At 62.4% G+C, this 18,262-nt stretch carries 15 protein-coding genes and 1 tRNA gene; 9 read left to right on the top strand and 7 right to left on the bottom strand.

From position 1 onward, the window contains the following. Nucleotides 1–162 precede the first annotated feature (162 nt). Complete coding sequence (locus AB5Y81_RS14170) at nucleotides 163–897, bottom strand: NYN domain-containing protein (protein ID WP_095592481.1); 735 nt, start codon at nucleotides 895–897, stop codon at nucleotides 163–165. A 484-nt stretch (nucleotides 898–1,381) separates the two neighbouring features. Between AB5Y81_RS14170 and AB5Y81_RS14165 the strand changes: the two genes are divergently transcribed. Continuing rightward, nucleotides 1,382–2,212 carry a MetQ/NlpA family ABC transporter substrate-binding protein gene (locus AB5Y81_RS14165; RefSeq protein WP_279484163.1) on the top strand — a complete coding sequence of 277 codons (831 nt, stop codon included), beginning with the start codon at nucleotides 1,382–1,384 and terminating at the stop codon, nucleotides 2,210–2,212. Nucleotides 2,213–2,283: 71 nt separating this feature from the next. Here the strand turns inward: AB5Y81_RS14165 and AB5Y81_RS14160 are convergent, their stop codons facing one another. Beyond that, nucleotides 2,284–3,030 (bottom strand): phosphatase PAP2 family protein, encoded by a 747-nt coding sequence (locus AB5Y81_RS14160; protein ID WP_279485534.1) that lies wholly within the window; start codon nucleotides 3,028–3,030, stop codon nucleotides 2,284–2,286. 315 nt (nucleotides 3,031–3,345) lie between these two features. Here AB5Y81_RS14160 and AB5Y81_RS14155 point away from each other — a divergent pair, with 315 nt between their 5' ends. From AB5Y81_RS14155 to dedD, 7 genes are all read left to right on the top strand, one after another. Next, nucleotides 3,346–4,476: a 4-phosphoerythronate dehydrogenase gene (locus AB5Y81_RS14155; RefSeq protein WP_279484164.1), complete on the top strand. Its 1,131-nt coding sequence runs from the start codon at nucleotides 3,346–3,348 to the stop codon at nucleotides 4,474–4,476. A 140-nt stretch (nucleotides 4,477–4,616) separates the two neighbouring features. Next, the gene (locus AB5Y81_RS14150; RefSeq protein ID WP_054544574.1) at nucleotides 4,617–5,633 is read left to right on the top strand and encodes an aspartate-semialdehyde dehydrogenase; all 1,017 of its coding nucleotides are present in this window, start codon (nucleotides 4,617–4,619) and stop codon (nucleotides 5,631–5,633) included. A gap of 273 nt (nucleotides 5,634–5,906) precedes the next feature. Continuing rightward, nucleotides 5,907–8,090, top strand: coding sequence for a FimV/HubP family polar landmark protein (locus AB5Y81_RS14145; RefSeq protein WP_279484165.1), 2,184 nt, complete (start codon nucleotides 5,907–5,909; stop codon nucleotides 8,088–8,090). Nucleotides 8,091–8,254: 164 nt separating this feature from the next. Further along, nucleotides 8,255–9,064, top strand: coding sequence for a tRNA pseudouridine(38-40) synthase TruA (gene truA / locus AB5Y81_RS14140; RefSeq protein WP_029305766.1), 810 nt, complete (start codon nucleotides 8,255–8,257; stop codon nucleotides 9,062–9,064). Nucleotides 9,065–9,183: 119 nt separating this feature from the next. Then, the gene (gene accD, locus AB5Y81_RS14135; protein WP_005302503.1) at nucleotides 9,184–10,047 is read left to right on the top strand and encodes an acetyl-CoA carboxylase, carboxyltransferase subunit beta; all 864 of its coding nucleotides are present in this window, start codon (nucleotides 9,184–9,186) and stop codon (nucleotides 10,045–10,047) included. Nucleotides 10,048–10,049: 2 nt separating this feature from the next. Further along, nucleotides 10,050–11,309 (top strand): bifunctional tetrahydrofolate synthase/dihydrofolate synthase, encoded by a 1,260-nt coding sequence (gene folC / locus AB5Y81_RS14130; protein ID WP_195879774.1) that lies wholly within the window; start codon nucleotides 10,050–10,052, stop codon nucleotides 11,307–11,309. A gap of 74 nt (nucleotides 11,310–11,383) precedes the next feature. Then, the gene (gene dedD, locus AB5Y81_RS14125; protein ID WP_017783038.1) at nucleotides 11,384–12,178 is read left to right on the top strand and encodes a cell division protein DedD; all 795 of its coding nucleotides are present in this window, start codon (nucleotides 11,384–11,386) and stop codon (nucleotides 12,176–12,178) included. 57 nt (nucleotides 12,179–12,235) lie between these two features. On the opposite strand, the gene AB5Y81_RS14120 is transcribed toward dedD, so the two are convergent. The 3 genes from AB5Y81_RS14120 to AB5Y81_RS14110 form a co-directional block, all read right to left on the bottom strand. After that, on the bottom strand, nucleotides 12,236–12,580 hold the full coding sequence (locus AB5Y81_RS14120; RefSeq protein WP_011706490.1) for a TusE/DsrC/DsvC family sulfur relay protein: 345 nt from the start codon (nucleotides 12,578–12,580) through the stop codon (nucleotides 12,236–12,238). A gap of 20 nt (nucleotides 12,581–12,600) precedes the next feature. Then, nucleotides 12,601–14,754, bottom strand: coding sequence for a YccS family putative transporter (gene yccS, locus AB5Y81_RS14115; protein WP_279484167.1), 2,154 nt, complete (start codon nucleotides 14,752–14,754; stop codon nucleotides 12,601–12,603). A 163-nt stretch (nucleotides 14,755–14,917) separates the two neighbouring features. Beyond that, nucleotides 14,918–15,574 (bottom strand): Bax inhibitor-1/YccA family protein, encoded by a 657-nt coding sequence (locus tag AB5Y81_RS14110; RefSeq protein ID WP_010633601.1) that lies wholly within the window; start codon nucleotides 15,572–15,574, stop codon nucleotides 14,918–14,920. Nucleotides 15,575–15,758: 184 nt separating this feature from the next. Here AB5Y81_RS14110 and AB5Y81_RS14105 point away from each other — a divergent pair. Next, a tRNA-Ser gene (locus tag AB5Y81_RS14105) sits at nucleotides 15,759–15,846 on the top strand. A gap of 69 nt (nucleotides 15,847–15,915) precedes the next feature. Here the strand turns inward: AB5Y81_RS14105 and AB5Y81_RS14100 are convergent. Then, the gene (locus AB5Y81_RS14100) at nucleotides 15,916–17,130 is read right to left on the bottom strand and encodes an MFS transporter (RefSeq protein WP_279484168.1); all 1,215 of its coding nucleotides are present in this window, start codon (nucleotides 17,128–17,130) and stop codon (nucleotides 15,916–15,918) included. A 121-nt stretch (nucleotides 17,131–17,251) separates the two neighbouring features. After that, a complete protein-coding gene (locus AB5Y81_RS14095; protein WP_279484169.1) occupies nucleotides 17,252–18,031 on the bottom strand; it encodes a hypothetical protein in 780 nt (259 codons plus the stop codon). Between the last annotated feature and the right edge of the window lie 231 nt (nucleotides 18,032–18,262).

The raw sequence follows: 18,262 nt of genomic DNA, 5'->3' as shown, positions 1-18,262 counted from the left end.
ACTGTGTCGATAAGGCATAAACCTACCGGCAGGGCCGGAGCAGGTCAAAAATAAAGTAATTCAAAATGTAAATTTGGTGGCAACCAAGCCATAAAATGTAGCAGCTCTGAGCCGAAGTATTTTTCCTGCACCTGCCTGCCAGTTGAAAAAACAACCATCATTTCATCTGGACTTGGTTAATTGGGAAGCCCGTTTTTTATCTCTTACCCATAATACAGAGTTGTCTGTCTTCTTCATCTCGAACAAGTCAATTGCCATGAACAGGTCACTGAGTTTTTTAAATCCATAATTTCGTTGATCGAATGAGGCATGATTTGAGATATGGCTGCCAATTGGGCTTAACCTTGCCCAGCCTCCGCCTTCTTCAACTGCTTCAATGGCTTGTCTGAGCAAATTGATGAGGCGTGTATCACTCTTGAGATTCTTGGCTTGCTTGGTAACGGGGTGCTCTTCTTGAATATCCTGCAGTTCTGCATCCAGATAGAGAAAGCGAGAGCAGCTATTGACGAAAGGCATCGAGGCTTTACGCTCTCCAAACCCAATCACAAACTTGCCATCAGCCAGACATCGGGTAACAAGTGGGGTGAAGTCACAGTCAGAAGAGACGAGGCAGATGACATCCACATCCTTGGTATAAAGCACATCCATAACATCGATGACCAAAGCCATATCGGTCGCATTTTTTCCCTTGGTCAAGTCGAATTGCTGCACAGGTTGAATGGCAAATTCATGCAATATTTCTTCCCATGACTTGAGGGTCGGGTTTTTCCAGTTGCCATATGCCTTACGAATATTGACTACACCATAGCGAGCCAGCTCTGACAATACCCTATCCATCTTGCTGGCTGGTGCATTATCTGCATCGATAAAGACCGCTATTTTCTCTTTATCCTTCAAGTGACCTCCTGTCATCGCAATAAATCCAGTTGTAGAAAACGTATCACGCTCTAGACACTCCTCCTGTTCGGAAAAAGAACTGTGCTGCAGTCTGTTCTATGTATGGAATATTCTTGGCCTGCAAAATGAGAGCATTGAGTGCCAGATATGTGTCCACAGCAGTTCCTTTGCTGGTTGAATAACAAGGTCCATCACACGCAACAGCCATCAAGTGACCACGATAAGCCAGCTATAGCCGATTAGGGGAGAGGGCAAAAGCAATAACTGTGTGGTTTATCAAAGATTTCTTGTTTGGGTACCCAGCAAGGTTGAAAGCCGGGGTTAGCAAGCATCCGGTAAAGCTTGCCCGGTTTTGTTGCTTGGCGAAGAGAAACGGCTCTGTTATGGTGTGCTCAATTAGCCGTTTGGATGGCTAGATGGTTGTGGTGGTTCAAGCACGACTCTGCCATCGAGTCAGCCGTTGAGATCTTTACAGGGAGTTTTTATGCAGCGTCGTTCCTTCTTTGCCCTTTCCACCCTGGCCCTGCTGGCCGGCACCCTGCCATTGGCCGCGCTGGCCGCCGATCCGGCCAAACAGGAGATCGTCATCGGCACCACTGTGGGGGATTTTGCCGACATGGTGACCGACTCCATCAAGCCGCAGCTCGAAGCCAAGGGGTACCAGGTCAAACTGGTGGAGTTCACCGACTACGTGACCCCCAATATCGCGCTGGCCGACGGCTCGCTCGACGTGAACTGCTTCCAGCACAAGCCCTATCTGGAGAGCTTTGCCAAGGATCGGGGGCTGTCGCTCGCCCCCATTACCCAGGTACCGACCGGCCCCATGGGGCTCTATGCCGGCAAGCTGGGAGATCTGAAGGCGGTGCAGGAGGGGAGCACGGTGGCCATACCGAACGACCCCACCAATCAGGCGCGGGCGCTGCTTATGTTGCAGGATCTGGGCTGGCTGACCCTCAAGGAGGGGATCAACCCGCTCAAGGCGAGCGAGTTCGACGTGGTGCAAAACCCGCACAACCTCAAGCTGGTGCTGCTGGAGGCGGCCCAGCTGCCCCGCTCGCGCGAAGACGTGGACTTCTCGGTCATCAACGGCAATTTTGCCGCCTCAAGCGGCATTCCCTTCAGTTCCGGGTTGTTCCTTGAGCGCAGCTACGACTTCATCAACTGGGTGGTGGTAAAAAGTGCCGATGCGGACAAGCCCTTCGCCAAAGATGTGGCAGAGGCCTACAACTCGGCCGCCTTCAAGGCCTATGCCGCCAAGCGCTTCGTCGGCTACAAGTACCCGCAAGGGTGGCAGGGCGCGAGCGCCAGCAACTGAGCCACCACGGCAGAGAGCAGAGAACAAAAACGGGCACCCGCGGGTGCCCGTTTTTTTGTATCGTGCGGATGTTAGTAACGGCGCAGCCACCAGCGCACCGCGAACAGCGAGGTGAGGCTGCCGAGCAGGGCGCTCGCCAGCACATCCAGCGGCCAGTGCATGCCGATCAGCATGCGCGACAGGCCGACACCGATGGCCCACAGCGGCAGCAGCCAGGCGCCGGCAGGGGCGCGTGCCAGCCAGATCAGGCCGAAGAACTGGGCCAGGCTCATGGCGGCGATGCTGTGGCCGGAGGGGAAGGCGTAGTTCACCTCCGCCTGCCAGTGGTTGGCGAGCCACTCGGGCAGTGCCAGCAGCTGGCTGGCGGCATGGACCTGCTCGCTGCGCACCTCCACCTTGCCGGCGTAGAACTGCTGGATGGCGGGGATCAGCTGCTGGCTCTCCAGCCAGAGCAGGTAGGGGCGGGGCTCCTCGGTCAGATGCTTGATCAGGCTCTTGATGAGCCAGTCGCCGGCCAGCACGGCAAACAGGGCGCCGCCGAGGGCCAGCAGTGCCGGCAGGCTGAGCGTCAGCTTGTGTCGGGTCAGCAGCAGCAGGGCCAGGATGCTGACGCCGATGCCGGGCACATCCACCATGCGGGTAAGGGCGTAGGGCCACCAGAGCCAGTCCGAGTGCAGGGCCTGGCTCATGAACGGTTGCCAGGGCAGGCAGACCAGCAGGAGCAGCGGCAGGATCAAGGCTGCACTGAAACAAAGCACCTGGCGGCGCGGCAGGGAAGAGGCGTGAGTCGGCATAACGGGGCTCGGCAAGGTGCCCATTCCTGGGCAGAAAAAAAGAGGCGTCATTGTGCCAGTCCAACCCGGTCGGTCAAGTCGCGCCCCGCTCCCTGTAACACGGGGTTACAAATGAGTGTGATGATGGTCTGATTGTTGACCAAGGCCTGCTGATGGCGGGGGCGGTCAGCAGATATTGCCCGGGCAGGGCGCTTCATCGGGCGCAGATGAGGCAACAGCGCACCCACCCCGGCAGAAAGTCGCGGCGACGGCCGCGTATGGGTGAATAAGCATCTGAAACTTCGGTCTGTTTGGGCTAGAATGGCGCGCTTGTGGCCGCTAGCGAAGTGAGAGAGCCCGATGAAGATCGTCGTTGATGAAAATATGCCCCACGCCCGTGAGTTGTTTGCCGAGTTTGGCGAGGTCGTCCCGCTGCCCGGCAGGCAGATGCAGGCGGCGGATCTGCAAGAGGCCGACGTGCTGCTGGTGCGCTCCGTCACCCGGGTGGACGCAGCCCTCTTGGCCAGCTGCCCGCGACTGAGCTTCGTCGGCACCGCCACCATAGGCACCGATCATGTGGACAAGGCGCTGCTGACCGAGCGGGGCATTCCCTTCTTCAGTGCCCCCGGCTGTAACAAATATTCGGTCGGCGACTATGTGCTCTCCGCCCTGCTGGTGCTGGCCGAGCGCCATGAGCTCAACTTGAGCGAGATGAGCCTCGCGGTCATCGGCGCCGGCAATACCGGCGAGTGCGTGGCAGGCAAGGCCGAGGCCCTCGGCATGCGGGTGCTGCGCTGCGATCCGCCCCGGGCCCGCGCCGCCGAGGCCAACGAGGCGGCGCAGTTTGTCGATTACCAGCAGGCCCTTGAGGCCGACATCGTGAGCTTCCACGTTCCCATTACCCGTCAAGGGCCGGATGCCACCTTCCATCTGCTGGATGCGGCGCAGATTGCCGCCCGCCCGGCCAGGCAGATCCTCATCAACGCTTCCCGCGGCGAGGTGTGGGACAACCAGGCCTTGCTGGCGCGCCAGCAGAGCCAGGCGCCGCTGCGACTGGTGGTGGACGTGTGGGAAGGGGAGCCGGAGCCGCTGCAGGCTCTGGTGCCCCATACCGAGCTGGCGACACCGCACATTGCAGGTTACAGCCTGGAGGGCAAGGCCCGTGGCACCTGGATGCTCTATGAGGCGCTCTGCCGCCAACTGGGGCGCACGCCGCGCCAGGATCTGCAGAGTCTGCTGCCCATCCCCGAGGTGCGCGAGGTGACGCCGGGCCAGCCGGCGGATCAGGCATTGATCAAGCAACTGGTCCACCTTATTTATGACGTGCGCCGTGATGACGCCCGTTTTCGCAACCGGCTCGGTGTGGCGGGCAGCTTCGATGAGCAGCGCAAAGATTATCCGGAGCGGCGCGAGCTCTCGGCCCTGCAGCTAAAGGGGCCGTTTGCGAGCGATACCCTGGCCCGGCTCGGGTTTGTCTGCCAGCCCGGCTGAGCGCTCTACATACTTGAAGGGGGGGAGCCTTGTCCCGCCCATACCCGGTCTGGCTGACGCCAGACCCGCTATCAGGCAGGTCCGCCTGCCAACGGTGATGCCAGCGCGCGTCACCGGCACCATCATAGGAGAGAACAGCAGTGAGTCAGCAATTCAACGTAGCGGTATTGGGCGCCAGCGGCGCCGTGGGCGAGGCGATGATCGAGATCCTGGAAGAGCGTGCCTTCCCGATCGCCACCCTCTATCCGCTGGCCTCCAGCCGCAGCGCCGGCGACACGGTGCGTTTTGCCGGCAAGAACGTCGAGATCCTGGACGTGGAGGAGTTTGACTGGAGCCAGGTGCAGATCGCCCTCTTCTCCGCCGGGGCCGAGGTCTCTGCCAAGTGGGCGCCGATTGCCGCCGAGCACGGCTGCATCGTCATCGACAACACCTCCTGCTTCCGTTACGACGAAGAGATCCCGCTGGTCATTCCGGAAGTGAACCCGGACGCCCTGGCCGATTTTCGCAACCGCAACATCATCGCCAACCCCAACTGCTCCACCATCCAGATGCTGGTGGCACTGAAGCCGTTGCACGATGAGGTGGGTATCGCTCGCATCAACGTGGCGACCTATCAGTCCGTCTCCGGCTCCGGCAAGGAGGGGGTGAGCGAGCTGGCCGGCCAGACCGCCCATCTGCTCAACGGTCGTCCGGTGGAGCCCAGCCTCTACCCGCAGCAGATCGCCTTCAACCTCATTCCGCAGATCGACAGCTTCACCGACAACGGCTACACCCGGGAAGAGATGAAGATGGTGTGGGAGACCCAGAAGATCCTGGGGGATGCCAGCATCGCCGTGAACCCCACCTGCGTGCGGGTGCCGGTCTTCTACGGCCATGCCGAGGCGGTCCACGTCGAGCTGCATCAGCCGCTCGACGCCGAGCAGGTGAAAGAGCTGCTGCGCCAGGCGCCGGGCGTCACCCTGTTTGACGACGAGCATGACTATCCGACCCCGGTGCGCGACGCAACCGGCAAGGACGAGGTACAGGTGGGCCGGGTTCGCCAGGATATTTCTCACCCCTGCGGTATAAATATGTGGATCGTGGCCGATAACGTTCGTAAGGGCGCCGCGACCAACAGCGTGCAGATTGCCGAACTGCTGGTGCGCGATTACCTCTGATCGGAGAGTCCATGGGTCTGGCGGGGAGGGATGCCCGCCAGAGATGGCACCGCCGAACGCGAGGCAGATGTGACCGGGGGCGCACAGTGCGACTTCTGGAATGTTTCGCGATATCAACTGATTAAGTTTTTTCCTACACTCAGGGGCAAGTTGGGTGCTAAATGTGTCGGACTGCTGGCTTGCAACCTGAGCCTGATTTATATTGAACCGACTGTTTTGGGGTAACTATCCAGATTTTTCAATGTGATAGGGCCGTCATACGAAGGAACGAATATGGGACATTCCCGCATAACATTGGCAACGCTACTCGCATTGGGTCTGCTGGGCATGGCCCAGGCCGAAGACTCGACGCGGGAGCCCTTTTTTGTTGAGCTCAAAGGCCCGGACGAGCCGGCTCCGCCCGCCGTCAATTCCCAGCCGCTGGCACAACCCAGCGCCACGCCCCAGCCCAGCCGAGCGACGGCCCAGCCGATCGTGCGGCAGGTCGCGAGCAATGCCGGCAGTTATGGTCCCATTCGTCCCACCGACACCCTCTGGAGCCTGGCGAGCAAGTACCGCCCCTCCAACAGTGTCAGCGTCTACCAGACCATGGTGGCGATCTACGAGAAGAATCCCCGCAGTTTCGCTGACGGCAACATCAACCACATTCTGGTAGGCTCGCGCATCCTGCTGCCCACCGCCGCCGAGGCCAGCGTCATCACGGATGCCGAGGCCCGCGCCAAATTCCGCAGTGACAACGCCAGCTGGAAAGGGCTGAGCCCGAAATACCTGGCCAACAAGCATGTTCAACCTGCCAAACCGGTGGCCACCAAGCCGGCCCAGCCCAAGGCGACCTCCACCAAGGCAGCCGAGCCGACCAAGCCCGAGGTTGCCAAGGTAGCGCCCGCCAAGGCGGCGCCCATTCCGGCTCCGGCACCCAAGGTGGAGGCGCCCCAGCCGGCCACCGAGGTCAAGGAGGTCGCCAAGGCCCCCGAGCCGGTCGCGAGCCAGGCCGCGGCAACCAGTGCCGCCACCGCCAGTGCACCGGCCCCGCTGCCGGCCGACCTCGACAAGCCGGTCGGCAAGCCCTCCACCGAGATGGCGTTGGCGCTGGAAGATGCCAATGCCCAGCTCGGTCAGGTCACCGAGATGAACCACAGGCTCAAGCTGCGACTGCAGTCGCTGACCGAAGAGGTGGAAACCCTCAAGGCCCAGCTGCAGGATCAGACCGCCCTGCAAAAAGAGATCGCCGAGCTCAAGGCCAAGCCGGTTCCGCCGGCGGCGCCGGCCCCCGAGCCCAAACAGAACTGGCTGATGGACCTGCTCTCCTCGCCGCTCAACCTCGCCATGATCATCTTGTTGCCGGTGCTGCTGGTGCTGGCGCTGGTGACTCTGTGGCTGCGGGCTCGTGCTCGCCGCGAGCTGGAAGAGCAGGAGAAGAGCCTATCCGAATCCACCGCCATGGTGATGGATCAGGAGAGCAGCGAGTTTGACGAGCTGATGACGGTCGGCATAGCCGACGAGGAGCCGATGCGGCCGACACCGGATCTCAATACGCCGGATGGCTACATGGCGGTGGAAGAGCCCGCCGCGCCGGCCGATCTGGTGTTCAGCGATGATGGCGAGATGGATCTGGCCAGCTTCGATGCCGAGCCGGCACCAGCCGCCAAGGCCGCCATCCGGGATCCGGATCTGGTGCCCGATCTGGATCTGGCCCATGACGATCCCATCACCCTCGACACAGAGCCGGATCTCGATCTCGCCAGCGAGTTCAATCCCAAGCCCAAGGCCGACAACGAGGTCATGAGTGAAGAGGAGCTGCAGGCTGCCCTGTTCGCCGAGCTGGATGCGGATCTGGAGGCCGACCTGACGCTGGATGGCGCCGATGACGGCCAGCCGGACGCCGAGGCGGTGGTGAGCGATGAGGAGCTCGCCTCCTTCGATCTGAGCGACTTTGAGACCGCCTTTGCCGAGCCGGGGGCCGACCAGGCTGCCGCTGCCGGTGCCGACGAGATGCTGGCTGAGCTGGGGCTGGAGCCCGAGCCGGTCAAAGGTAAGAAAGAGGCAGAACCGGATTGGGATCCCAACGAGATGGCCCTCTCCGATTTTGAGGATGCCTTCGCCGAAGTGGAGCCCCATCAGGGCGAGGTCAAGCCGCGCGAGCAGGCCCAGGAGAGCGGTTATGTCGAGATCGACAAGTTGCTGGCCGAGGCCGATGCCACCACCACGGAGCAGGAACCCTATCAGGGCTTCTCGCTGGATGTGGGGCTGGATGGCTTCCCCGAGGTGCTGCCGGAGTCCACCGGATTTGACGTGGATGCCGACGATGGCGGAGTGGGGGCCAAGCTGGATCTGGCGCGCGCCTACCTCGAGATCGACGACAAGGACAGCGCCCGCGAGCTGCTGCAGGAGGCGGCGGAGCAGGGCACCGAGCATCAGCGGGCCGAGGCCGAGAAGCTGCTCAAGCGCCTTGGCTAGGTAGCCACAGCACCATGATGACAGCAGGGGCAGCCGACGGGCTGCCCCTTCTTTTTGGCGCCTGGTCTGGCCTGGGCGCTGCGATTTGGGATTTTTGAGGCGAGATGGGTATAATCCGCCCCGTTTCTTTCACCGCATCCTTTCATCAGAAGACAAGTTTATCCATGCGAATTGCCCTAGGTATTGAATACGACGGCAGCCGGTATTTCGGTTGGCAGCGTCAGCGCGAAGTGATCAGCGTACAGGAGGAGCTGGAGAAGGCCCTCAGCCGGATCGCCAATCACCCCGTCTCCATCCAGTGTGCAGGACGCACCGATGCCGGCGTCCACGCCACCGGCCAGGTCATCCACTTCGATACCGATGCGAACCGTGCCGAAGGGGCCTGGACCCTGGGGCTCAACTCCAACCTGCCGCCGGATATCGCCGTGCGCTGGGTCAAGGAGGTGGACGAGGGGTTCCATGCCCGCTTCAGCGCCACCGCCCGTCGCTACCGCTACGTCATCTACAACCACAACTACCGGCCGGCCATCCTCGGCAGCGGCGTCAGCCACTACCACGAAGCGATCGACGCGACGCTGATGCACCAGGCAGGTCAGTGCCTCCTGGGTGAGCAGGACTTCAGCTCGTTTCGGGCCGTCGGCTGTCAGTCCAAGACCCCGTGGCGCAATGTGACCCACCTGTGCGTCAGCCGCCAGGGCCCCTATATCGTGCTGGATATCCGGGCCAACGCCTTCCTGCATCACATGGTGCGCAACATCACCGGCTCCCTGCTGCTGGTGGGGCAGGGGCTCAAACCGGTGGAGTGGGTGGCCGAGGTGCTGGCGGCCCGGGATCGCAACCTGGCAGGCCCCACCGCCAAGGCGGGGGGACTCTATCTGGTGGACGTGGATTACCCGCTGGAACTGGGCTTGCCGCGGGTGCCGCTCGGTCCGTTGTGGCTGCCGGACTCGGCACCGGGTACGACCAGTTTTTAGTAACTGGGCCCGAAAATTTGTGGTTTAATGATCCGTCATTTATTGCCATCGAGCTATTAAGTCATTGAACAATCTAGGCTCGATGCGTTTTGTCAGGCACAAAAGCATTAAGGAATTCCATGAGCTGGCTTGAGAAGATCCTTCCCAAGAGCAAGATCACTGCCCCGCGTCGCCACAACATTCCGGAAGGGGTGTGGACCAAGTGCAGTGCTTGTGAACAGGTGCTCTACCGGGCAGAGTTGGAGCGCAATCTCGAAGTGTGCCCCAAGTGTGATCATCATATGCGCATCAGCGCCCGTGCCCGCCTCGAGAGCTTTCTCGACGAGCAGGGCCGCACCGAAGTCGGTGCCGAGCTGGAGCCGCAGGATGTACTGAAATTCAAGGATTCCAAGCGCTACAAGGATCGTTTGTCAGCCGCCCAGAAGGATACGGGCGAGAAAGATGCGCTGGTGGTGATGAAGGGGACCCTCAAGGGGGTGCCGGTCGTCGCCTGTTCGTTCGAGTTCTCCTTCATCGGTGGCTCCATGTCCTCCGTGGTGGGCGCCCGCTTCGTGCGCGCCGTCGAGGAGAGCATCAAGGAAGGGCGCGGTCTGGTCTGTTTCTCCACCTCGGGTGGTGCCCGCATGCAGGAGGCGCTGTTCTCCCTGATGCAGATGGCCAAGACCAGTGCGGCGCTGGACCGACTCTCCAAAGCCGGCCTGCCTTATATCTCGGTGCTGACCGACCCCACCATGGGCGGCGTCTCCGCCAGTCTGGCCATGCTGGGTGACATCAACGTGGGCGAGCCCAAGGCGCTGATCGGCTTTGCCGGTCCCCGCGTCATCGAGCAGACCGTGCGCGAGAAGCTGCCGGAAGGCTTCCAGCGCTCCGAGTTCCTGCTGGAGAAGGGTGCCATCGATCTCATCATCGACCGCCGCGACATGCGCAACCGTCTGGCCAGCCTGCTCGCCAAAATGCTGAATACTCACGTCATCGAAGAGTGAAGATGAGTTCCAACATGCAACAATCCCAAAGCCGGTCGCTGGTCGACTGGCTTTCTTATTTGGAGCAGATCCACCCGGTCAACATCGACATGGGACTGGATCGGGTCGGCGCCGTCGCCCGCCGCATGAATCTTACCCAACTGCCGTTCAAGGTGATCACGGTGGCAGGCACCAACGGCAAGGGTTCCAGCTGCGCCATGGCGGCCAGCATACTGATGGAAGCCGGTCACAAGGTCGGCGTCTACTCCTCTCCCCATCTGCTGCGCTTCACCGAACGGGTGCGGATCAACGGGGCCGAGCTGGCCGACCGCGATCACTGCACCGCCTTTGCCGAGGTGGAAGCGGCCCGCGGCGAGATAGCCCTTACCTTCTTCGAGTTCGCCACCCTGGCCGGTTTGTGGCTGTTCCGGCGCGCCGCGCCGGATGTGCTCTTGCTGGAAGTGGGGTTGGGCGGCCGGCTCGATGCCACCAATGTGGTGGAATCCGATGTGGCCATGATCACCTCCATTGCGCTCGATCACTGCGACTGGCTGGGGGATACCCGCGAGGCGGTGGCGGTGGAGAAGGCGGGAGTGTATCGCGCCGGCAAACCCGCCATCAGCGGTGAGCCCAACCCGCCCGTCACCATCGCCAGCGAGGCGGCCCGCCTCGGCGCCTGCCTGCGTCAGGTTGGCATCGATTTTCGTGGCGATGAGCACGAAACCGGCTGGGATTATCACGGCCTTCATCAGTGGCACGACCTGCCCAAGCCGGCCCTGCCGCTGATGAACGCGGTCACCGTGCTGGCGGCGCTGGAGTCCCTCGGTCTGCCGTTGCCGGAGTCCGCCATCCGTGACGGGTTGGCCAACGCCAGGCTGGCTGGCCGGATGCAGCAACTGCAAAGCGCGCCGCTGGTCATCGTCGATGTGGCCCACAACCCCCATTCGGCAGCCTATCTGGCAGCCCAGTTGCGCAAGCTGCCCTGCAGCGGCGTGCGCCGCGCCGTGGTCGGCATGCTCAAGGACAAGGACATGGCGGGGTCGCTTGCCGAGCTCGATGGCCTCATCGGCGAGTGGTATCTGGCTAGCCTGAGCGGCCCGCGGGCGGCGAGCGCGGCCCAGTTGGCGGCGGCCCTTGGCTGCGAGCGGGGGCCGGCGACCCCCTTTGACGATGTGGGGCAGGCCTATGCTGCCGCGTTGGCCGCATCGAGTCCTGATGATATGGTCATTGTGTTTGGTTCGTTTTACACTGTCGCCGACATTCTGGCGGGTGTCGCCGTCTAGGCCACACCCCGGCTCCCCGGCCCTTTGGCGGGGAGCCAGATCGCATATTGAGTTACGTAAAGGTAGGATTCAACTTGGCCTCTAAGTTTCAAAACCGTCTGGTGGGGACCGTCATCCTGGTGGCCCTGGTAGTCATTTTTCTGCCGGATCTGATGGACGGCCACAAGCTGGAGCAGAAGGAAGAGGCGTTTGCCAAGATCCCGCTGCGCCCCGAGCTGGAACCCGCCAAGCCCGCCTTGCAGGTATCGGCCGCCAGCACCCTGCCGGCGGAACATCTGGCCAGCCAGCAGCAGGCGTCGGCTGCCGAACAGTGGCAGGTGGAAGAGGTGCCCGAGCCGGTCACCCTGGGGGCCAAGCAGGGCCAGCCGCAGGTGCAGCAGCCGGCCGCCAAGCCGGTGACCCAGCCCGTTACACCGCCGGCGGTCAAGCCCCAACCCAAGCCTGAAGTGATCGCCAAGAAACCGGTGGAGCAGCCCAAGCCCAAAGTGGTGCCGCCCAAGCCGGTAGAGGTGCAAAAACCGGTGGAGAGCAAGCCGCAGGCGGGCCAGATCAGGTCGATGGACGATCTCATCGCCAGCAAGATGGGGCAAGCGACCACGACCGCAGCCCCGGCAGCGACGGCCCCGGCCCAGGGCAGCTGGATCCTGCAACTCGGCGCCTTCAAGAACGTCGACAGCGTCAACGCGCTGGTGGGCAAGCTGCGGGCGGCGGGCTACTCGGCTCACACCTCGCCACGCACGCCGGTGCAGGGTCAGCTCAACCGGGTCTTCATCGGACCGGATGTCTCCAAGACCAAGCTGCAGGGCATGCAGAGCCGCATCGGCCAGATGACCGGCCTGAGTGGTTCCGTGGTGGCTTACAACCCCTAAGAGGGACCACAAGATAAAAAAATACCACGCTTCATTCTGGATGGGCGCGGTATTTTTTTAGATGCATTTCACCGGTTTGGGCAGGCCGCCAATCTTGGTGGCCTGCTTGGCGGGGCCTTCCGGGAACAGCTTGTAGAGGTAGCGGCTGTTGCCCTTCTCGGGGCCGTACTGCTTCTCCATCGCCTTGACCAGGGCGCGAATGGCGGGGGAGGTGTTGAACTCCAGATAGAAGGCGCGCACGAAGCGCACCACTTCCCAGTGCGGCTCCTCCAGTACTATGCCTTCCTGCTCGGCCAGTACCAGTGCCAGCGCCTCGCTCCAGTCGTTGCTGTTGAGCAGATAACCCTTGGCATCGGTTTCGATGAGTTGGCCGTTGAATTCCAGCTGGTGGTGCTCGGACATGGTGGGCTCCTTGTGGCCTGTCAGGATTGGGCGGGCATGGTAGCGCCTTGTTCCCGGGTGAGCAACCGGCTCTCGTTGGCCAGGGCGAGCAATTCGTCCGCCAGCTGGCTGATGAGATTGAGCTGCTGGGTCAGCATCAGCTGCTCCTCGCTGCTGTCCGGGGTGATGACAGGGCACTGCCCCTCGATCTGCTCCGGCATCTCTCCCGCCAGATGGCCCGCGGCCCGCTCCAGGGTGTGGCTCAGGTGGCGGCTGATCTCGTCCAGCTCACCGATGGCCTCCAGCTTGTCGCGATGGGCGCCCAGCGCCGAGATGTAGGAGAGCAGGGCATGGTTGCGCCAGGTGAGGGTAAAGCAGAGGTCGAGGAAACGGCGGCGCTTTTGCGGCTCCACCAGCATGCTCTGCCAAGCCATGGCCAGCTCGCTGTCCGCCAGATGGGCGCTCTTGCGCGCCACCCGGTAGTCGAGTGACTCATCCCGCTGCTGCTGCAGGCTGGCGAGCACTGCCGAGAGGTAGCGGGCGTTGGCCGACAGCGAATTGGCGATAAGGGTCGGCAGCCGTTTGTACTGCCAGTCCGGCCAGAGCCAGGCCACCAGGGCGTAGGAGAGCAGGCAGCCGAGCAGGGTATCGAGCATGCGCGGTCCCAGAATGGCGAAGCCGATGCCGTCCAGCAGGTTGAACGCCATCAGCACGTAGAGGGTGATGAAGCAGACTGCGGCGCTGTAGTTGCTGCGCACCTGGGTGAAAAACAGGAAGGCGGCCAGCCCCATCACCACCAGCTGCACGTGCAGTTCCGGGAAGAGCCAGAGTACCGGGATCCCCACCAGCAGGCCGGCGAAGGTGCCGAGCATGCGCTGCACCAGCCGGCGGCGGGTGGCGCTGTAGCTGGGTTGGCAGACGAATAGCACGGTCAGCAGGATCCAGTAGCCCTTGTCCAGTTGGAAGGCCTGCAGAATGCCGTAGCCCACCACCAACCCGAGCGACAGCCGCAGGGCATGGCGAAACACCATGGAGTTGGGGGTCAGGTGCTGCTTGAGCTGGATCAGCAGTGGCAGGCGGGCGGGCCTGGCCAGGGGCGGCAGGCTCTGCGGGGCCTGCTCGGGGTTTTGCAGCTCCTCGGCGCTTTGCAGCAGCTGGTTGATGCTGGCCAGGTTGCGGCGCAGAAACTTCATCGGCGTCAGCAGGGTTTTCGGGTAGTGCTGCTTGAGGTGAGTGAACTCCAACTGATCACCGAGGGCCTCCAGCGTCCAGTGGATGCGCTTGTTGTGGGCATAGGGCTTGTGCACCAGGATGGCGTAGCCGAGCCGCTGGCACGCCTCTGAGAGCTGCAAGAACACCTCCTGGAAGCCGTCCAGCACGATGCCCTGCTTGAGTTCGGCTTCCAGCTTGCTGTAGGGGTAGTGGCTGGAGGTGGCCCGCTCGTGGATCTCCAGCGCCAGCAGGTAGAGGCGCAGCAGGCTCGCCAGCTCGGGGGAGGCCCGGTGACGGGTGCTGAGGCGGGCGTTGAGGGCCGACTTGGTGAGCGTCAGGGCATTGACCAGATTGATGTTGAGCTGGGCTAGGTTGTGGCGAATGGCCTGGGCGCCGTGCTCGTTGGCCGGAAAGAAGCGGGATTTTTCCAGCAGATAGCGGGAGAGGGCAAAGTAACTCTGGGCCAGCTGCTCGTGCAGGGTCTTGTAGGGCAGCAGCCAGAGCCAGACCAGCGACACCAGGCCATACCAGAGAGCCCCGGCGCCGAGGGCCAGCGGCTGATAGAAGAGATCCGGCGCCTTGGCGGCCCCCAGCATGGTGTAGATGGCAATCAGCAGGGAGCCGAAGCTGATGGTGGCGTAACGCTGACCGAGCGCCCCCACCATCACGAAGATGAAGGTGGAGCCCGCCAGCCCGATGGCAAACAGCCAGGGGGTGGGGAAGAGGTACTGCACGCAGAGGGAGGCGAACAGGAAGCAGAGCAGGGTCATGGCGAGGTTCTTGACCCGGCCCCACAGGCTGTCGTCGGTCTCGGCGATGGCGCCGGCCACCACCCCGAGGGAGAGCAGCACGGTGAGCTGGATGTCGCCGGTCGCCAGGGTGAAGGCGAGCAGCCCCATGATGGCCAGCAGCACCTTGAGGGCAAAATAGATATGACTGTCAGTCAGCAGCCGGCGCAGCAGGCCAGAGAAATCCGTGGGCATGGGAGAGCGCAACCCTTGAGCGAAACGAAAGCGAGAGCATAACCGGTCAACAACGAAACGGCCCTGATTTGGATCAGGGCCACTTCGCTTCATATCCTTGATTTGCAACTTATCCTGACAGAAACAGGCGCCAATAAAAACCCCGCCGAAGCGGGGTGTTTGATTAGTTGCGGTTGCCGCCAAGCAGGCTCAGCAAACTCAGGAAGATGTTGTAGATGGAGACGTACAGGGTGACGGTGGCGGAGATGTAGTTGGTCTCGCCGCCGCGTACGATCTGCTGGGTAGTCAGCAGGATGGCACCGGAGGAGAACAGCATGAACATGGCGGAGAGGGCCAGGCTCAGGGCGCTCATCTGCAGGAAGATATTGGCGATCATGGCCACCAGCAGCACCCAGAAACCGACGAACAGCATGCCGCCGATGAAGGAGAGGTCACGCTTGGTGGTCAGGGCATAGGCCGACAGACCGAAGAAGGTGAGCGCGGTGCCGCCGAGCGCGGTCATCACGATCTCGCCGCCGCCGTTGTTCATGTACATGTTGATGATGGGGCCCAGGCTATAGCCCAGCAGGCCGGTCAGGGCGAAGGTGAACACCAGCCCCATGCCGTTGTCACGATTCTTCTCGGTCAGGAACATCAGACCGTAGACGCCGATGAGGAAGATGGCCCAGTGCAGGGGCGGCATGTTCATCACGGTGGCGACCCCGGCCACCACGGCAGAGAAGCCAAGAGTGAGGGAGAGCAGCATGTAGGTGTTGCGCAGTACCTTGTTGGTATCGCGCGCGGCACTCTGGGTGCCGGTATAGATAGAACGGGTATCCATCTTGGGTGTCCTCTTGATTTCCGGGGTGAGACGGCAACGCCGCCTCGTTAACGCATTGTATGCACTGAATGTCGGGATGACGAGCGCTGATTTCAAGCCCCACCCCAGCCTGTTGCCCCCTACTATTCCAAATCAAATATGTATTGCATATGAACAAGGGGCTGACGTAGTATGCACGCCGTTCGGAGGGGTGGCAGAGCGGCTGAATGCACCGGTCTTGAAAACCGGCGATGGGCGACCATCCGTGGGTTCAAATCCCACCTCCTCCGCCATCTTCAGAAAAGCCCCGGCAACCTGGTTGCCGGGGCTTTTTGCTGTCTGTTGCAAGCGGGATGCGCTGCTCATGGCTGGCTGCCGACGTCGGGCTGCTTGTATCTGCCGAGCACCAGCAGGGTGAGCAGGCAGCAGGCGGCGCCGGCGTAGAAGGTGCAGGCGGCGCCCAGAGTGTCCCACAGCAGCCCGGCCAGCAGGCTGGCCAGCAACATGGCGAGGCCGCAGACCAGATTGAAGAAGCCGAACGCGCTGCCGCGCAGTTTCGCGGGCGCGCTGGCGGCCACCATGGCGGCCAGCAGACCCTGGGTCATCCCCAGATGAATGCCCCACAACATCACCCCCAACAGCAATGACCCCCAGTGGGGGCTGGCCGCCAGCACCAGATCGGCGGCCACCAGCACCAGCAACCCCCAGACCAGCAGGGTGCGGTGACTCATGTGATCCGAGAGGCGGCCGAACGGATAGGCGCCGAGGGCATAGACCAGGTTCATTGCCACCATGACCAGCGGCACCAGGGCGAGCGCCATGCCGCTTTGCTGGGCGCGCAGCACCAGAAAGGCTTCGCTGAAACGGGCCAGGGTAAACAGGGCGCCGATGAGCACCACCCAGCGATAGGGTTTACCCAGCCGGCGCAGGTTGTCGCGCCGCAGGGGGTTGCTGCGGGCGTGGTGGCCAGCCGCTTTGGGTTCACGCAGGCCGATGGCGAGCAGAGTGACCGAGGCCAGCCCAGGCACCACCGCCAGCCAGAAGATGGCGCGAAAGTCATCGTGCCAGAGCAGCATCAGCCCCACTGCCAGCAGCGGCCCCAGCAGGGCGCCGACCGTGTCGAGAGACTGGCGCAGGCCGAAGGCAGCGCCGCGCAGCTCCGGCGGAGTGAGGTCGGCCACCAGTGCATCGCGGGGGGCGCCACGGATGCCCTTGCCAACTCTGTCCAGCAGGCGGGCGGTCAGGATCAGTCCGCTGCCGGTGGCGATTGCAAACAGCGGCTTGGTCAGCGCTCCCAGCCCGTAGCCCAGCAGGGCCAACCCCTTGCGACGTCCCAGATAGTCGCTCAGGGTGCCGGAGAAGACCTTGACCATCAGGGCGGTGGCTTCCGCCATCCCTTCGATGAGGCCGATGGTGAGGGCACTGCTGCCAAGCACGGTCACCATGAAGAGGGGTAACAGGCTGTGGATCATTTCAGAAGAGATGTCCATCAGCAGGCTGACAAACCCCAGCACCCAGACGCCACCCGGGATCCGGCCGGCGGGTTGGGGAGCGGGGGGGCGGCTTGTCGTGGTCATGGGGTTCTCCTGCCTTGCATCGATTCACCCAGAGCATAGCCAGCCCGGCCGCCACAAGGCTGCCGGGCTGGCTGGTCATGTCTGCCAGCGTGAGCGCAGGCGGTTGCCTGCGGTCACGGCATCATTGCTCGATGTCGAGTTCGGCCCGAACCGGTTGCCGGTTGCGCAGGGTCGAGATGAGCACCAGGGTGGCTATGGCGGCCAGCAGTGCAAAGGAGGCGGAGTAACGGCTCAGTTCAAGCCCGCCCTTGCTGAGTGGCTTGTCCAGAAAATCCCCCACCACGGCGCCAAGGGGCCTGGTCAGGATGAAGGCGGCCCAGAACAGCAGGGTGCGCGATAGCCGGGTCAGGTAGTAGGCGGCAACGATGGCGGCCAGCATGCCGCCAAACAGCAGGGTGCTGCCCGCATAGCCAAAGCCGGCCTCGTCTGCGGTCCAGTCGCCCAGTGCGGTGCCCAGGGTCTGGGAGAACATGATGGTCACCCAGTAGAACAGCTCGGTGCGCGGCGTGGTGATGCTGCCGGTGGAGATGCTGCCCTGCAGCCGATACCAGAGCAGGAAGGAGCCCATCAGCAAGGCCAGCAGCAGGGTGGAGCCGCCGGCATAGCCCAGCCCGAGCGAGCGATCGGCAAAATCCGCCAGTGTGGTGCCGACCGTGGTGGTGGCGATGATGGTGGTCCAGTAAAGGAGGGGGTTGTAGGAGGTCGTTGCGATCTGCGCGCTGACCGAGACGAAGAAGATCACGGCAAAGATGCCTGTGCTCACCAGATAACCGAGTTCCATCGACATGGAAACGGCGTCCCCCCCTGTCTCCCCCAGGGTGGTCGCCAGGATCTTGATGACCCAGAACGCCAGGGTGATCTCTGGTACCTTGCTGATCGCTGCCTTGCTGTTGTCGTGCATGTTAACCCTCTCTCGTATCTGTCGTATGACGAGGACTCGTCAGGAGAGAGCGTCGCCGAGCACTCTTAAGCGAAACTTAAGAGCGGGAGAGGGACCTGAAAAATGGTGGTAACGACGTGCCGATGGGAGGGTGTTGTCATTCAATATGACAGTGTGCCGGTTTTTTGAGCGACCACATAACACGGATTGCTTAATTCTTCCTTAAGTTTTGCCGGTTAGGCTGTCGGTTTG

Source organism: Aeromonas sp. s2 (assembly GCF_040907935.1).
GTDB lineage: Bacteria > Pseudomonadota > Gammaproteobacteria > Enterobacterales > Aeromonadaceae > Aeromonas > Aeromonas dhakensis.
The sequence above is the reverse complement of the archived record's forward strand: the minus strand, read 5'-3'. Positions and strand labels throughout refer to the sequence as shown.

Bases quoted from the DNA above. Each gene is read 5' to 3' on its own strand.
- AB5Y81_RS14165 (WP_279484163.1), top strand. From the start codon at position 1,382: ATGCAGCGTCGTTCCTTCTTTGCCCTTTCCACCCTGGCCCTGCTGGCC.
- AB5Y81_RS14160 (WP_279485534.1), bottom strand. From the start codon at position 3,030: ATGGGCACCTTGCCGAGCCCCGTTATGCCGACTCACGCCTCTTCCCTG.
- AB5Y81_RS14155 (WP_279484164.1), top strand. From the start codon at position 3,346: ATGAAGATCGTCGTTGATGAAAATATGCCCCACGCCCGTGAGTTGTTT.
- AB5Y81_RS14145 (WP_279484165.1), top strand. From the start codon at position 5,907: ATGGGACATTCCCGCATAACATTGGCAACGCTACTCGCATTGGGTCTG.
- truA (WP_029305766.1), top strand. From the start codon at position 8,255: ATGCGAATTGCCCTAGGTATTGAATACGACGGCAGCCGGTATTTCGGT.
- accD (WP_005302503.1), top strand. From the start codon at position 9,184: ATGAGCTGGCTTGAGAAGATCCTTCCCAAGAGCAAGATCACTGCCCCG.
- folC (WP_195879774.1), top strand. From the start codon at position 10,050: ATGAGTTCCAACATGCAACAATCCCAAAGCCGGTCGCTGGTCGACTGG.
- AB5Y81_RS14120 (WP_011706490.1), bottom strand. From the start codon at position 12,580: ATGTCCGAGCACCACCAGCTGGAATTCAACGGCCAACTCATCGAAACC.
- yccS (WP_279484167.1), bottom strand. From the start codon at position 14,754: ATGCCCACGGATTTCTCTGGCCTGCTGCGCCGGCTGCTGACTGACAGT.
- AB5Y81_RS14110 (WP_010633601.1), bottom strand. From the start codon at position 15,574: ATGGATACCCGTTCTATCTATACCGGCACCCAGAGTGCCGCGCGCGAT.
- AB5Y81_RS14100 (WP_279484168.1), bottom strand. From the start codon at position 17,130: ATGACCACGACAAGCCGCCCCCCCGCTCCCCAACCCGCCGGCCGGATC.
- AB5Y81_RS14095 (WP_279484169.1), bottom strand. From the start codon at position 18,031: ATGCACGACAACAGCAAGGCAGCGATCAGCAAGGTACCAGAGATCACC.